The 14,446-nt window shown below is 44.2% G+C and carries 13 protein-coding genes and 1 riboswitch; of the genes, 11 read left to right on the top strand and 2 right to left on the bottom strand.

Going from position 1 to position 14,446, the window contains the following annotated elements; all coding sequences use genetic code 11:
* Positions 1-114: 114 nt before the first annotated feature.
* From E4K67_RS13735 to lysA, 4 genes are all read left to right on the top strand, one after another.
* Positions 115-1,188, top strand: coding sequence for an acyl-CoA dehydratase activase-related protein (locus E4K67_RS13735; protein WP_135547595.1), 1,074 nt, complete (start codon positions 115-117; stop codon positions 1,186-1,188).
* Positions 1,115-2,263 carry a CoA protein activase gene (locus E4K67_RS13730; RefSeq protein ID WP_135547593.1) on the top strand — a complete coding sequence of 383 codons (1,149 nt, stop codon included), beginning with the start codon at positions 1,115-1,117 and terminating at the stop codon, positions 2,261-2,263. Before E4K67_RS13735 ends, E4K67_RS13730 begins: the two co-directional genes overlap by 74 nt.
* Positions 2,250-3,269 carry an acyl-CoA dehydratase activase gene (locus E4K67_RS13725; protein ID WP_135547925.1) on the top strand — a complete coding sequence of 340 codons (1,020 nt, stop codon included), beginning with the start codon at positions 2,250-2,252 and terminating at the stop codon, positions 3,267-3,269. The genes E4K67_RS13730 and E4K67_RS13725 overlap by 14 nt, the downstream gene beginning before the upstream one ends.
* 90 nt (positions 3,270-3,359) lie before the next feature.
* Positions 3,360-3,546, top strand: a riboswitch (Lysine riboswitch).
* Positions 3,547-3,655: 109 nt separating this feature from the next.
* Positions 3,656-4,990 carry a diaminopimelate decarboxylase gene (lysA, locus tag E4K67_RS13720; protein ID WP_135547591.1) on the top strand — a complete coding sequence of 445 codons (1,335 nt, stop codon included), beginning with the start codon at positions 3,656-3,658 and terminating at the stop codon, positions 4,988-4,990.
* Positions 4,991-5,219: 229 nt separating this feature from the next.
* Here the strand turns inward: lysA and E4K67_RS29755 are convergent, their stop codons facing one another.
* On the bottom strand, positions 5,220-5,615 hold the full coding sequence (locus E4K67_RS29755) for a hypothetical protein (RefSeq protein WP_158408476.1): 396 nt from the start codon (positions 5,613-5,615) through the stop codon (positions 5,220-5,222).
* Positions 5,616-6,022: 407 nt separating this feature from the next.
* On the opposite strand from E4K67_RS29755, the gene E4K67_RS13715 reads away from it, so the two are divergent.
* Positions 6,023-7,132, top strand: a complete 1,110-nt coding sequence (locus tag E4K67_RS13715) for an LCP family protein (RefSeq protein ID WP_243454463.1) — start codon at positions 6,023-6,025, stop codon at positions 7,130-7,132.
* An 87-nt stretch (positions 7,133-7,219) separates the two neighbouring features.
* Positions 7,220-7,402 carry a hypothetical protein gene (locus E4K67_RS13710; RefSeq protein WP_135547587.1) on the top strand — a complete coding sequence of 61 codons (183 nt, stop codon included), beginning with the start codon at positions 7,220-7,222 and terminating at the stop codon, positions 7,400-7,402.
* 185 nt (positions 7,403-7,587) lie between these two features.
* On the opposite strand, the gene E4K67_RS13705 is transcribed toward E4K67_RS13710, so the two are convergent.
* Positions 7,588-8,280, bottom strand: coding sequence for an HAD family hydrolase (locus E4K67_RS13705; protein WP_135547585.1), 693 nt, complete (start codon positions 8,278-8,280; stop codon positions 7,588-7,590).
* Positions 8,281-8,678: 398 nt separating this feature from the next.
* Between E4K67_RS13705 and E4K67_RS13700 the strand changes: the two genes are divergently transcribed.
* The 5 genes from E4K67_RS13700 (at position 8,679) to E4K67_RS13680 (ending at position 14,444) form a co-directional block, all read left to right on the top strand.
* The gene (locus tag E4K67_RS13700; protein WP_158408475.1) at positions 8,679-9,644 is read left to right on the top strand and encodes a CorA family divalent cation transporter; all 966 of its coding nucleotides are present in this window, start codon (positions 8,679-8,681) and stop codon (positions 9,642-9,644) included.
* Positions 9,645-9,723: 79 nt separating this feature from the next.
* On the top strand, positions 9,724-10,065 hold the full coding sequence (locus E4K67_RS13695; protein ID WP_135547581.1) for a hypothetical protein: 342 nt from the start codon (positions 9,724-9,726) through the stop codon (positions 10,063-10,065).
* Between the two features lie 246 nt (positions 10,066-10,311).
* Positions 10,312-10,788 carry a PspC domain-containing protein gene (locus E4K67_RS13690; RefSeq protein ID WP_135547579.1) on the top strand — a complete coding sequence of 159 codons (477 nt, stop codon included), beginning with the start codon at positions 10,312-10,314 and terminating at the stop codon, positions 10,786-10,788.
* The gene (locus E4K67_RS13685) at positions 10,785-11,747 is read left to right on the top strand and encodes a LiaI-LiaF-like domain-containing protein (protein WP_135547577.1); all 963 of its coding nucleotides are present in this window, start codon (positions 10,785-10,787) and stop codon (positions 11,745-11,747) included. The genes E4K67_RS13690 and E4K67_RS13685 overlap by 4 nt, the downstream gene beginning before the upstream one ends.
* 144 nt (positions 11,748-11,891) lie before the next feature.
* The gene (locus E4K67_RS13680) at positions 11,892-14,444 is read left to right on the top strand and encodes a CBS domain-containing protein (RefSeq protein WP_135547575.1); all 2,553 of its coding nucleotides are present in this window, start codon (positions 11,892-11,894) and stop codon (positions 14,442-14,444) included.
* Positions 14,445-14,446: the final 2 nt, after the last annotated feature.

The raw sequence follows: 14,446 nt of genomic DNA, 5'->3' as shown, positions 1-14,446 counted from the left end.
GTCTTCATCCTCTGAGATGCTCGTTAGGGCCTAATTCCACCTGAAAGTATGAAAAATCACCAATTTGCAGAAACATATTTAGAAATTGGGTGATACGTGAAAGGATGCATTATAGTGAAAATCGGTTTTCCGCGGGCTCTATTTTATTATGATTATTTTCCATTCTGGGCTGGATTTTTTCATGCGCTGGATATTGAAGTAGTGACCTCTTCACCCACCAATCGACAAATCATGGAACAGGGCCTTAAAAAAGCCAGTGACGAAACCTGTTTACCACTAAAGCTCCTAGCAGGACATATACAAGCCCTCGAAAAGGTCGATGCGATCTTTTTACCTCGTATGGTTAGTGTTGACGCGGACTCATACAATTGTCCTAAATTCTTAGGAATCCCAGAGAGCCTATTTCCTGCCGTGCCAGCTGGAATCCCGGTCTTAACCGTAACGGTAAACTGGAAGAAAGGCAAAAGTCAGGTTTTGAAAGATCTTCAGGTCTTCGGACTAGAGCTAGGGAAGGGCAAGGCGGATATTCGAAAAGCCTTTACCCTAGGTCAAGAGTGGCAGAAGCGGTACCAAGATTCAAGTGGTACGGGTTGGAATTTTGAGGAGAGCATGCGTGAAATTGGGAGTGCTACAAAGGGCTTAATGGCTTCGCAAAAAGATAAATCAATCCCGAGAATCCCTGTTAGGGTCCAGAATCCAGATCGCTTGAGAATCGCATTAGTTGGGCATTCTTACCTAACTCATGAACCCTATGCAAATCTAAACCTTCTGGGGCGACTGCATGAGAAGGCAGAGGTGGAATTAGTTCAACACGTTAAGCAAGAAGAGGCCGATACTCATTTGTTGGGCTTACGCAAGAAATTGTTTTGGAATCACGCTAAGCAAATTGTTGGGGCAGGCAACAAGTTTGTTACTGACCCGAAAATTGATGGGATCATATATTTATCGTGTTTTGGATGTGGGACTGATTCTATGATTCAAGAACTTTTAGCGCGTTTCGCGCGAGAACGACATAAACCCTATATGGTGATAACCCTTGACGAACACAGCGGAGAAGCGGGCCTTGTCACTCGCCTCGAAGCCTTTTTAGATATGGTTGAAAGGAGGAAGGTCCATGAAGGTTACGTTTCCGCACATGGGGAATGCCTGGATCGTGATTCAAACACTCTTCGAATCCCTCAATGTTGAAGTTGTGGTTCCACCCATTAACAGTAAACGAACCTTGCAATTAGGCACAAGATTGTCGCCGGAATCAGCTTGTCTCCCCTTAAAATTAAATCTGGGTAATTATATTGAAGCGGTGAATGAAGGTGCGGACACGATTGTGATTACGGGAGGAATCGGTCCCTGCCGTTTTGGGTATTATGGTGAAATGGAAAGGCAGATCCTTCGAGATGCAGGATATGCTTATGATGTGGTGACACTTGAGCCCCCTGATGGAAGCTTGCTTGGCCTAGCAGAGCGTATCCGCTATTTAGCTGGATCAAAGAATTCTTGGGTAAAAATCTTCAAGGCCTTACGATTCGCCTACCTGAAGAGTGTTGCCTTAGATCGAGTCGAAGATCTGATTCATGCAGCAAGGCCAAGGTTACCTGACCAGAGGGAAACAGAGAAATTGTATGAAGCTGCCAAAATTCGCATTGCGCAGACTATGACTAATAGTGGAGTTAAGGAAACAGTTCGCTGGGTGCAAGAAAGTATTCGTGATCGTCAAGTGGAATTGAGTCCTTCCGAACGGTTTTACAAACCTCTGCGCATAGGGATTATTGGGGAAATTTACACGATTCTAGATCCGTATACCTCAATGGGTATAGAGGAGGAACTAGGGCGTTTGGGAGTGGAAGTGGACCGATCGATTTACCTCTCTGGGTGGGTAGGCAATCATGTATTTCAAGGGTTGGCCCCAGGGTACAGGTCCATAAAATCTTATCCAGGTCATGCATTGCCCTATTTACCTCATTTTGTGGGAGGGCATGGTCAGGAAACTGTGGGCGCGGCCGTAAAATTTGCTCAGGAAGGGGTAAACGGGATTATTCAACTATTTCCATTATCTTGCATGCCAGAGATTGTGGCAGCCAGTGTTTTACCAAGAGTCCAAGAAACATATAAAGTGCCTATTATGACACTTATTGTGGATGAACACACGGGACATGCAGGGATGCAAACGCGTTTAGAGGCGTTCGTGGATCTGCTGGAAAGGGCAAACTTTGAGCCAAGAACTGAACATACAAGAGGGGACGTGCTAAGTGTTGGGGGAAGATAAGTACTTTCTAGGGGTCGATGTTGGGTCAGTCAGTACAAATATAGTTCTACTGCGACCAAACAATACGTTGAAAGAGGCTCTATACCTGAGAACACAAGGGCGACCCATGCAAACAGTACAGGAAGGAATTAAACTCTTGCGCTCTAAGATTGGGAACTCGGCCGAAATCATCGGGGTTGGTGCTACAGGGAGCGCACGTCAGCTTGCGGCAACTTTATTAGGAGCCGATGTTGTGAAAAACGAGATTACCGCTCATGCTGTCGCAGCTTCCCGAGTAAATCCTGAGGTGCAGACAATTCTTGAAATTGGAGGGCAGGACTCGAAAATCATCATTCTCAGGGATGGTGTCGTTTCGGACTTTGCTATGAATACCGTCTGTGCAGCAGGAACTGGGTCGTTTCTGGATCAGCAAGCAGCAAGGTTGGGTATTCCGATCGAAGAGTTTGGTCCATTAGCCCTACAAGCAAAACATCCAGTGCAGATTGCAGGGCGTTGTTCTGTCTTTGCTGAATCAGATATGATCCACAAACAGCAGTTAGGGCATTCGCTCCCGGATATTTTAGCAGGTTTATGTCAAGCGATGGTGAGAAATTATCTAAATAACGTAGGTAAAAACAAAGATATACGAGGCCCGATTTTCTTTCAAGGGGGAGTGGCTGCCAACCCTGGGATCCGCAAAGCATTTGAAGTTGAATTAGGACAACCTGTGATTGTGCCTGAACATTATGGTGTCATGGGTGCGTTAGGGGCAGCGTACTTAGCCCAGGAAAGAGTCGGCATGCAAGGAGAAACCGGGACCAAATTTCGAGGCCTACACTTGGGTGAGACTCAATTCCAAGCAAAAAGCTTTGAATGCTCTGGGTGTGCAAACCACTGTGAGGTTGTGGAGATCCAGCAAGAGGGGATAAGTTTAGCAAGGTGGGGAGATCGTTGTGGAAAATGGTCAATTGCAACAACTGTTGTAACCGGTATTTCGAGTCGCGAAAGTGAACGACAGGGAGCCTGAGTTTAAGGTTCAAAAATTGGATGAAAAGATTGACCTTCTTTGAGGATTCTGATACACTTAATAAAATTTAATAATGCCTCATCTCTGTGGAGGTGTGGTAGAGGCGCGAATGACAAAAGTACTGTGGAGAAAGTTTGCGGAAACTGATGAGCCCATGGGAAAGGGAATTTCGCCGAAGCCCAAAAATACGTAGTTTTTGGCGCTGGGTCTGTAGTAAAGAGCTGCAGGACTGTCACGTGATGTTTAGACCAGCATCATGTGGAGAGCTACTCCCAACAGGAGAAGAGGGTCGATGTTTACGTGCATATTGTGCGGTAACAGAGGATCTCCTTCTGTTGCCGTTTTTATTTTTTTGAATAACCTATAGGGAAAGGGAGGAAGAGGAAATGAGGTTGCATGGTACACAATTGGTAAATGAGCAAGGACATTTAGAGATTGGCGGATGTGACACTGTACAATTAGTCAACGAGTTTGGAACACCGCTTTACATCATGGATGAAGCCCATATTCGGGGCATTTGCCGACAGTACTATAGTTCGTTTGTGGAAGACATGGAAAATGCGGAGGTTATTTATGCCTCTAAAGCGTTTTCAACGCTAGCCATGTGTCGGATTATTGCGGAAGAAGGACTAGGCTTAGATGTTGTTTCCGGTGGGGAACTATACACTGCCCTTCAGGCCAATTTTCCAACTGCACGAATTTACTTTCACGGTAATAATAAATCTCGTGAGGAATTAGCAATGGCACTCAACGCAGGAGTTGGTCGAATTGTCGTCGATAATTTTCATGAGATGAGTATACTAAATGAAATAGCAACAGATTTGAATCAACAGGTAGACATTCTGCTGCGGGTGACGCCAGGGATTGAAGCGCATACCCATGAGTATATCCAGACCGGCCAGATCGATTCTAAGTTTGGTTTTACATTGCCAGACGGCACAGCAGATCGGGCGCTAGATTTAGCGCTATCCTATTCGCATCTCGTAGTAAAAGGGATTCACGCTCATATCGGGTCACAGATCTTTGAATTAGATTCCTTTCGACACGAGGTTCAGATTATGATTAACTATTTGGCAGATATTCATGAGCGTACGGGTTGCCTTCTGCAGGAATTGAATCTTGGTGGAGGATTCGGGATTTATTATGCGTCTGGAGATGACCCTGCCCAAATAACAGATTATGCCAAAACAGTACAGTCTTCTTTGGAGGATGCTTGTCGGGCTCGGAAGTTTCCGCGTCCAAAAGTAATTGTTGAGCCAGGGCGTTCAATCGTGGGCACAGCAGGAATCACACTCTATACTGTAGGGTCCATTAAAGAGATTCCCGAGGTCCGTAAGTACGTTGCTGTTGATGGAGGTATGGCAGACAATCCACGTCCTGCACTTTATCAAGCACGTTACGAAGCAGTTCTTGCTAACCGCGCTAACGAAGAAACCGTTGAGTCTGTTTCCATTACTGGAAAGTGTTGTGAATCCGGAGACATGTTGATTTGGGATATTGATTTGCCTAAAGCCATATCGGGAGATATATTGGCTGTTTCCTGTACGGGTGCTTATAATTATTCCATGTCCTCGAACTATAACCGACTTACAAGGCCTGGAGTGGTTTTGGTGAAGGACGGTCATGCTGATGTGATCGTAAAACGTGAGACCCATTCGGACTTGCTGCGAAATGATATTCTGCCTGCGCGTTTGAAGTTCTTACAAATGGCAAGTCGATAATATGATCCGAAACTAGTCTCTCTTCAGCTCATGCAAAGGATGGTCGAGTGTCCCTGTAACCAAGGCTAGAAAAACGATGTTTCTGATCAGAGCGTCACCATGGACCATAAGGCCCGTGATGGGAGAAGGGTCTTTAGAAAATATGTAATCGACAACCAGTTATTCTAAACTGCCTAGTTGAAAAAAGGCCCGTGTGCGTTTTAGTTTTAAACGCACACGGGCCTTTTTTCTATCGTTTCTGTGGGCGAACAATTACAAGATCTAGTGCAACCAGAATAAGAGTTGCAATCAGGATGAGGGCCAATCCATTTGAAGAAACCGTCGTTGCATACGTTACTGTAGGAATCGGATAAGAAGAGAAGGGCACTTGTGCGGGAACCATAGCCTTAGGCATAACAGGGTAGTAGGGATATGATCGAGAATTATTGGGCAATGGGGCTTGAACCATGTGTCGAGATTGGGGCCAATAGGGCGAAGTAGGATGGGGATAATATAAGTTAGGAGTTGCATGAGGTATCCTTGGTTGCACGGAATTATAGTTGGGAGCGGAAAGACCAGTATTATGATGGAAGAGTAGAGGACTTCGTAATACTGGTGCGTAGACACGAGGGTATTTAGAATTCAAGGTCAATTCCCCCTTAAGGCCCATAAAAGTCTCTTGCCTATTGGCATTATATGTAAATAAAGAAGCAGGGGTACCTCCAGAAAAGTGAACTCGTTAAACTAAAGTATAAACACCGAGACCTCGATGACGAAAGCCTAGATTAGTCTTGGCGAAGCATCTATCCTTAGAGGAACAAGTTGCGACGAAGGGAGGGTCTACTCCTCCAAGCAGAGTAAGGGATACTACAGCCACTTACAAGAAGTGGCTGTCTCGCGAATAGGATCAATAATAAGAAAGCCTCTAGACCACAGAGCTTTCAGTTTTTTTCTATATATTTCATATTTTGCATTGAATATTTAGAGGTAGAATGATTGATGCTAAAGAGAAAGAAAAGAGAAAGAGAAAGCTTTGAAATGGAGTGGACTCGAATGCAGAAAACTAAATCCTATGGCCGAGCAATTTTCGGGATATTAAAGGGTTACAAAAAAGCCATGTTACTGGGGCTGTTTTTAGGAATTAGCTTAGTCTTTGGTGCCGTCCTAGTCAATCAAGTAATAGGAAATGAAGAAAAGCCAATCTTAAATATTGTTGAGCATTCGATCCAAAATAGGGAGGAATCAAAAGAACAAACGAATGCGAGCGAAGAAAAATCGAGCGAAGAAGAGTCGATTGAAGAAGAGCCGATCGAACACTCAAATGACTCTGTTGTAGACCCAGAACAGCTTGAGCCATACCATGAGGTTGTTTCCAACTTTAAAGGAGAACGCTTTACAGTTTTATTAGTCGGGCTAGATCGTCGGCCTGGTGATACTACGCTCAGTAATACTGATACTCTCATAGTAGCCAGTGTTAATACCGCAAACGGTAAAGTTGCCCTCCTTTCCATCCCACGAGACACCCAAGTCATCATACCGGGCTATGGAAAGGAAAAAATAAATGCAGCTGCTCGAGTTGGTAAAGGAATTAAGACAACAACCGCATTAATCGAAGACTTAATAGGCCAGTCCATTGACGGGTATGTCATCACAAATTTTAATGGATTTAAATCGATTATTGATAAACTAGATGGAATAACTCTCAACGTTGAAAAAAATATGTATTATGTCACAGGAGACTCCTCTGACGGTGTAATTAATCTTAAGAAAGGGACCCAACGATTAAACGGGGCACAAGCTTTGCAATATGCAAGGTTCCGTCAAGATGCATTAGCGGATATAACGAGGACCGCGCGGCAACAGGCAGTCATTAAAGCAATAGGGAAGGAATTTCTGCAAGTTAAGACCATTCCTAAATTGCCTTGGCTTGTTCCTCAAATCGTTAAATCAGTGGAAACAAACCTCTCAATAACTCAATTATGGGGGATGACGAATTATCTGCTTCGTAACCAAGAGCCAGAGATTGCATCCCAGACCTTGCCAGGTAATTTCCTCATAGAAAACGATATTAGCTATTGGAAAGCTAATGCTCAGAAGTCACGTGCTATAGTTAAGCGGCTTTTCGAAGAGGGAAAGACAAGTAGTACCTTTTTTGAAAATTAGGAGACTTGTGTGACACAGCGCTCGGTGCCTACGACGCAGAGCAAACTAACCGTGTAAGCTCCTAGATGGGATCGGGGCGGAACACGAATGAGTGTTCCGCCAAATTCTCCATCCTTGGCGGCTTCGCACATCCCTGTGCTCAACCCCGAACTTGGGGTCGCTTACACGGAAGTTTGCTATACTGCTTACGTAATAGATGTCGCGCTCGTGTCGCACTGCGTCCCGGGCTTGGAACAGAAACACACGGACGAAAAACGGTTGTTTGCCTGAGATAGGGAAGTGACAGAACACTTCGTGTTCCACCTCGCACATGGAAACAAGTAGAGCTTGGAGGCGTTGCAGGAAAGAGGGAAAGTGAGGGACCTTCGACAAGGTCCCTTCTTGCTGTCCATAACTAAAAGGACAGCAGCTTATATGGTATGAATTCTGCTCGATCTCATGAAGATTTAAAGCCCTTATTTGGTACGTCGCTCGCATGGTCGAGGTGGTGTCTCTCGGATCATGTCTAGGGAAAAATGAGTAAAATCTGGGAGCACGAGGTCTGCTTGTTTTAAGTTTTGAACGGTTGCAGCGGCAGGATTAGGAACGCCGATGCACCAAAGTCCTGCTGATTTGGCTGATTGTACCCCTACACTGGCGTCTTCAAAAACGACTCCTTCGTGCGGGAGAATTTTTAGTCGTTCTGCGGTTAGGCGATAAGGTTCAGGGTTCGGTTTGCCATGTTGAACGTCTTCACCACAAATCGTTATATCAAAGGCATCCCAAAGGCCTATTCTCTGGATAACTAATTCTACCCTGGGGCGGGACCCTGAAGAGGTTAGGGCCAAGAGGTAACCGTGCGCCTGCAAAGAGTTAATGGCTTCAAGGACACCCGGCATGGGCTCAATTACTTCTTTGTTCATCATGTCAGCGAAAAGAGCTTGTTTTCTTTGAATCATCTCTGGTAAAGAAACAGTTAGTTTTAATTCTTGCTTAATCCGTTCTAGGATATCATTTTCACGAAGTCCTGAGGAGTTTAACCGGAGTGCTTCGGAAAGGGCATCAAAGGAATGACCATAATCTAAACAAATTTGACGTTCTGCATCCTTATGAATTTTCTCTAAATCAATAATAAGCTCATCCAAATCAAAAATAGCGGCTTTAATCATGTACTAAAAATCTCCTTTCAGTATCAAAGTCAAAATGAATCGTATGTCGTATGCAGAAAGTGTAACATCGACTAATCTAAAACGCGAGGAATTCCAAGTCCAGAGGGTTCGCAATTTCACACTACGACGCCTTACGGGACGTCGTAGGCAAAATCGGCGTTAAACATTTTTCGTAAAAGAGGGCGGAATCCAAGGATGTGTTCCGCCGGCAACCGGATAAGGATGTCCGATTTGTCCGGAACCTTGCCTGCTTGCATGAGCTTTCGTTTAGCCGGATGAACGCATGGCCGAAGATGTGTCTCTCGTGGACCCTCTTAATTGAACCTACAATATGATATAGTATAAAAAAGCATAATCTTGCAAAAAGCTGGTATCCTAATTGAAGGAGAATGTGGTGGATGGAAGCGTTTTATATTAACTCACAGGGGATGAAAATAATCCGAGAAAGTGAGCCGCAATCTGATGTAGAGGATGGGTTTAAGCTCTTTGTATTGGGGCTTGACGCCTGGGACCAGGTGCCGCTTTTATGGACAGATCACCTGGAACAACAATCGGATTGGATTGAACGCTTACGCGAGAGGGACGCAGTCGAACTGAGTGAGCCAGCTAAAGAAGGTGCTTTGGCTTTTCACCCTCGTTTCGAACGATTGAGCATGAATGTGCATTATATGTGTTTTCGAGATATCGATGAGCAACGGAATGAACGTCCGATTCGTTGTTTTCTAACATCAAAAGTTTGTGTTTTGCTAGGGTGGAATGGGGCTGATCAGGAACGCCTGAGCGAATGGGCAGGGCGCGGCATTCTGACAAACCCGCTGGAGTTGGCATGCGCGTTTGGTCTCAGAGTATTGCGACATCATCAAAATCAACTCGAAAGCATTGAAGATCAAATGGATGTTATTGAAGAGCAAATTCTGACAGATTCACGTGCCTGGCAGCTTAAACAGATTATCTCTTTGCACCGTCAAGTACTGGGCTTAAAACGATCTATAAATGCCCATCAAAGTGTTTTTGGACGATTAAAGAATATTGAGAAACCAGAGTATGGAGATCTCCAAGAGGAGTTAAATTTCGAGATGCAGCGCGTAATCAATAATGCTCACCAAACACATGAAATGATTGAGAGTTTAAGAGCTGCCTATCAGGCAGCTGTCGATAATCGGGCGAATGATATAATGAAAGTACTGACACTTGTGGCGACTATCATTTTACCAATTACTTTACTTACCGGCTACTTTGGTATGAATTTTGAGTTCATGCCATTTATTCATCACCCCTATGGCATCTGGGGTTTTTATGGGTTATCAGCTACCATCTTCCTGATAGTTGTGCTCTATTTTTGGAAGAAAAAGTGGCTTGAATAATAGATTCTCTTGTCTTTTTGATTAAACAGTTATACAATATATAAGTTGTTATAAGGTTGAATTTTTTGGAGGGTGTACATTGGAGAAGCTACTAGAAAAATTAAAAGAATACTTAAAAATGGAAACTGAAATCCCTTTTGAAGAGTTTTCGGAGTATTATCGCGATCTTATTGCCGAACTGAACCAAACTTTTAATGATCTTGATCGGGAAAATCGTCTTAAAGCTCTCTATATCTGTTCGATAGTTCAGTCTAATGCTGATGCTAGATCAAAAGAGAGTAAAGCTACTGCCAAAACGTTTAAGAAGATAAGCGCTAAATGTGCTTTTTGGACCGATGCAATTAAGTTCAATCTGGGAAAAGACGGAATGTCCCCTGAGGAGATTGAGCAAGCAACGGAAGAAATTAACGCCAGTATCTAAGGATAGCTGCTTTCGCTGAATGAGGACATCAAACCTAAAGGGGTTTGATGTTTTTTTTTGTACTAGGCAGAAAGTAGAACTTACAGTTACATACTTTCTGGTAGCATAAGTGCAACTAAGGCTACCGTCGGCACCTGTTGGGTTTGGCGCTAGCCGAGTTTTCTTTATATTAATCTGAAACATTTGAGCACTCATTATCGTAATAGGAGTGTAGACAATAATTAATCTAGAAATGAGGAAAAGAACATGACAGAAAGATTATATCGTTCGGGCCGAGAAAAGATGATCGGAGGGGTTTGTGGAGGACTTGCTGACTATTTCAGTGTCGATGTCACTTTGGTACGACTCATTGTGATAGTTGCAACCTTTGCAGGGGGTGTCGGTTTCTTAGCCTACTTGGCTGCTTGGGTAATCGTTCCAGTGAATCCCGCTGAACTAGGAGGGCAGACAGATCATCGCGGCCACGATAGGGGAGAGGTTGTCAATGGAAAGGTCTCAGATGTAAATGATAAGGGTATTTACTTGCAGAAGGAGTACGAGAAACCCGAAATGCAAGAAAATCATGGAAATCGCTCGAAAATGGCGGGTGGGATATTAGTGGCATTAGGGGCGTATTTCCTGTTCGAACGATTTTTTCCCTATTGGTTTGATATGGGCAAAATGTGGCCTCTCCTTCTTATCTTAATAGGTCTTGCAATTATTTATCGGGGGGGAAGAAAATGAGAACAGCTTTTACTTCCATTAGCCGGGGGCTACTCCTGATTGCGATTGGGGTTATCTTTTTCCTGATTAACTATGATATTTTATCTTGGAGTTTCTGGTTTCATGTCGCGGACCTATGGCCTCTAATTCTTATTTTAGCAGGAATAGGGTTGTTGTTTAGCCGAAAAATTCCGCTCAGTGCGGTTTTGCTGGTGTTTCTTCTGAGCATGGTGGGATACTCTATGGTTATGGGAGATAAGCCTTTACCTGGTCAAATGAATAACTTTTTTCATACTGGAACGACAGAATCTAAGCAAATAAACGTACCCTTGCCTTCAGATGTGAAAAAGGCGAGCGTCGACCTCCAATTGGGGGGAGCTAAGGTGTATGTCACAGCTCTTGATTCAGAAGTCAGTGAACCTCAGCTTATGACCGGAAAATATCAAGGCACAAAACAGAATGATGCCGTTGGGCGTGAAGTATTGGACTTAAGTACCCAGCAATCGGGAGACACCCTCGATGTAACATTGTCATCCACGGCATTTGGGAGAAATTCAGATCCCATTAAGTGGAGTGATTTAGAGCTTAACTTATCTAGGAAGGTACACTATGACCTAGATGTGGCTGCAGGAGCGATCAACGGAACGATGGATTTAAGTAACCTTTTGGTTGATAATTTTAAAATCAGTACAGGTGCAAGTAACTTCGAAATGGAATTTGGAGACACTGGAATTACCACCCGTGGGAAAATTGATAGTGGCGCTTCCAAACTAACGTTGGTCATCCCCGAAAATGTTGGGATAACCATTCGTTTAAACGGAGTGGCCACAAGTACAAATTTTATGGGCTCAGGATTACTGTTAGACGATAAAAGTTGGGTAAGTCCACAGTATGCTAATGCATTGACAAAAATAGATTTAGATATTTCCATGGCTGCTGGTTCGGTTCGCTTAGAACGTTCGAAGACCAGCCTTCAATAGGCAAATTAGTTTAAAGTATGAGGAGAAGTTTGGGGAGTGTGTAATTCTCCCCATTTTTGGCGATCTTTTTGAAGTTGCTGTAAACAGGCATATGATGGTATAATTTATAAAAATCCTGCTGATAAGGAATTTGAGGATGTAGTTATGGATATCATTTTGGCTCATCGCCAACTCGATTTTGATGCTCTAGCGTCGATGGTGGCCGCCCAAAAAATTTACCCAAACAGCGTGTTGGTCATGGACGGAAAACCTAACGTCTATGTTCAAGATTTTTTGGCGCTATCGAAGGATCAATTGCGATTTCGCAAAGCTCAGGACATTAACGTGGACGAAGTTTCGCGGATTATCTTAGTAGATACCCATGAACTACGCCGAGCGGGCTTGCTGGGAGAAAAGCTAGCTAAGCTTCCTAGTGTTCAGGTGGAGATTTATGACCACCATCCCTATTCTGGTGAACTCAAACAAGGTATGGTTATTGAAACGGTTGGAGCGTGTGCGACAATTCTCGTTGAGAAATTGGCAGCACTTGGGTTACCCTTAAGTAGTTTTGAAGCAACGTTGATTGCTATTGGAATCTATGATGATACTGGAAGCCTATTGTTTGATAGTACCACAGTTCGAGATGTTCAAGCTGTGGCTTATTTATTGGGGCAAGGAGCGAATTTAGGGGTTATTGCCGAAAATTTACGGAGACCGCTCGCAGAGGAACAAAAAGAACTATTACAGGAACTGCTTGACCACGGCCAGACAGAATTCTTCGACGGGTTACCAGTGTATCTAGCGTATGCAGAAACAGTGGAGTATGTCGGCGGGCTTGCATTATTGGCTCATCGAGTAGGGGAACTTGAAAGCGCTGATACTTGGTTTCTCTTGGTCAAAATGGAGAATCGGGTATACGTCGTGGGTCGCTCGAGAGGTAGAGGTTTGCCTGTCAATGGGATAGTACAGTTATTTGGGGGGGCGGGTCATGCCAGGGCTGCTTCTGCCACCATTAAAGACGCTGAAATATCGGTAGTGTTGAAACAACTACGTATTGGGATCCAGAGCCGCGCGATACGCCCTTACTTGGTGCGCGATATGATGAGTTATCCAGTTAAGACTGTGACCCCGGAGACACTGCTTGGCGAGGTTGAACAAATCTTGCTGCGTTATGGGCATACCGGTGTCCCGGTTACTGTTGACAAGTGTTTGGTGGGAATTATTTCCCGTCGTGATGTTGATAAAGCCATTAAACACGGCCTGAGACATGCACCAGTAAAAGGCTTTATGACGACGAAAGTGACTACGGTGGATGTAGAGGCGCCTTGGGATGAGGTCCAGCGTTTGATGGTCCAGTATGATATTGGGCGTCTCCCAGTGGTTGAAGAAGGAAATCTCGTGGGAATCGTTTCCCGCTCAGATGTTTTGCGCCTCGTTCATGGGGGTTCAGTTCCGATGGAAACGCAACTTGTTCGAGAGCGTAGTGTTGCGATGCGACAGGATATTTTGGATTTAATAGCAGGCCTACCAGAGGAAATAAGGAAGATCCTTGAAGCAGTGCGAGATACCGCAGAGGAAGAAGGGTGTTCCGTTTATCTTGTAGGAGGGTTTGTCAGAGACTTGCTTCTATTTGTCCCCACTCAAGACCTAGATTTTGTTGTCGAAGGTAGCGGTGGTCAGTTTGCAACGGCATTGATGAAACGCATGCCAGACGGAAAACTTACCCAGCACATACAGTTTGGGACCGCCCAGATTATCTTTCCCGATGGGAGTCATCTTGACGTAGCTAGTACGCGCTGGGAATATTATTCCTTCCCTGGAGCACTTCCTCAAGTAGAGGAATCCTGCTTGCGTGATGACTTGTTTAGACGGGACTTTACCATTAATTCTATGGCTATTTGTTTGAATGCTGAGCATTATGGAGAACTCGTCGATTATTATGGCGGAAAACGGGATTTACAGCAAAGAAAAATTCGTTTTTTACATAATATTAGCTTTATAGATGACCCAACTCGTATGCTAAGGGCTATACGTTTCTCCGAACGTTATCAATTTGATTTAGACAAAGAAACTCGAGAGGCTTTATATACTGCGATAGAATCAGGCGTTCTTTCCAAGCTCAGCGTTGAACGATTTACTGAGGAAATTCTGCTTATTTTTAAAGAAATAAACTATCTGGGGATGGGTCGGGCCTTAATTAGTAGTGGCTTGTTTAAGGCGTGGTTTGGTAAGGAGTACGATTGGAATTTTGACTTTGAGGAACAAGAAGACTGTGCTAGTTGGTCCTTAAATACGCGTTGGTTAATGGCTCTTTCTAAAATGGACTCGATTGCAATCTGTAAATTGCTCGAGCGAGTATGCCTGAACAAATCCCTTCGAGATGATACCATGACCTTTGTTCGTATGCGCGAGGCTTTAAAGGAACCATTGACTTTAAGCGAGCTTGACCGATTGGTAAATAAAGCCCCAAAGGGCGTCGTAATGGTTTTAGCTCGGGATGGCCGATTTAGCAAGCTAATTGAGGAAGCGTTGGAGGCCAGTCAGAGGATTAACATGTCCTTAGATGGAAAAGCACTTCTGGAGATGGGCATCAAAGAAGGGCCCGGCATAGGAGAAATTCTTGATCGAGTGCGCATGGCATGGCTTGAAGGTCGAATATGTACTGCAGAAGAAGAGAAGGGCATTGTTCGACAGTGGGTTAATACTCTGCGCCGTTAGAA

The sequence above is a fragment of the Desulfosporosinus fructosivorans genome (assembly GCF_004766045.1).
Classification (GTDB): Bacteria; Bacillota; Desulfitobacteriia; order Desulfitobacteriales; family Desulfitobacteriaceae; genus Desulfosporosinus; species Desulfosporosinus fructosivorans.
This window is presented reverse-complemented; position numbering and strand designations above follow the sequence as displayed.

What these genes read in the sequence shown, in the direction of transcription:
- E4K67_RS13730 (WP_135547593.1), top strand. Translation starts at nt 1,115, where the DNA reads ATGAAGGTTACGTTTCCGCACATGGGGAATGCCTGGATCGTGATTCAA.
- lysA (WP_135547591.1), top strand. Translation starts at nt 3,656, where the DNA reads ATGAGGTTGCATGGTACACAATTGGTAAATGAGCAAGGACATTTAGAG.
- E4K67_RS13715 (WP_243454463.1), top strand. Translation starts at nt 6,023, where the DNA reads ATGCAGAAAACTAAATCCTATGGCCGAGCAATTTTCGGGATATTAAAG.
- E4K67_RS13710 (WP_135547587.1), top strand. Translation starts at nt 7,220, where the DNA reads ATGAGTGTTCCGCCAAATTCTCCATCCTTGGCGGCTTCGCACATCCCT.
- E4K67_RS13705 (WP_135547585.1), bottom strand. Translation starts at nt 8,280, where the DNA reads ATGATTAAAGCCGCTATTTTTGATTTGGATGAGCTTATTATTGATTTA.
- E4K67_RS13700 (WP_158408475.1), top strand. Translation starts at nt 8,679, where the DNA reads ATGGAAGCGTTTTATATTAACTCACAGGGGATGAAAATAATCCGAGAA.
- E4K67_RS13690 (WP_135547579.1), top strand. Translation starts at nt 10,312, where the DNA reads ATGACAGAAAGATTATATCGTTCGGGCCGAGAAAAGATGATCGGAGGG.
- E4K67_RS13685 (WP_135547577.1), top strand. Translation starts at nt 10,785, where the DNA reads ATGAGAACAGCTTTTACTTCCATTAGCCGGGGGCTACTCCTGATTGCG.
- E4K67_RS13680 (WP_135547575.1), top strand. Translation starts at nt 11,892, where the DNA reads ATGGATATCATTTTGGCTCATCGCCAACTCGATTTTGATGCTCTAGCG.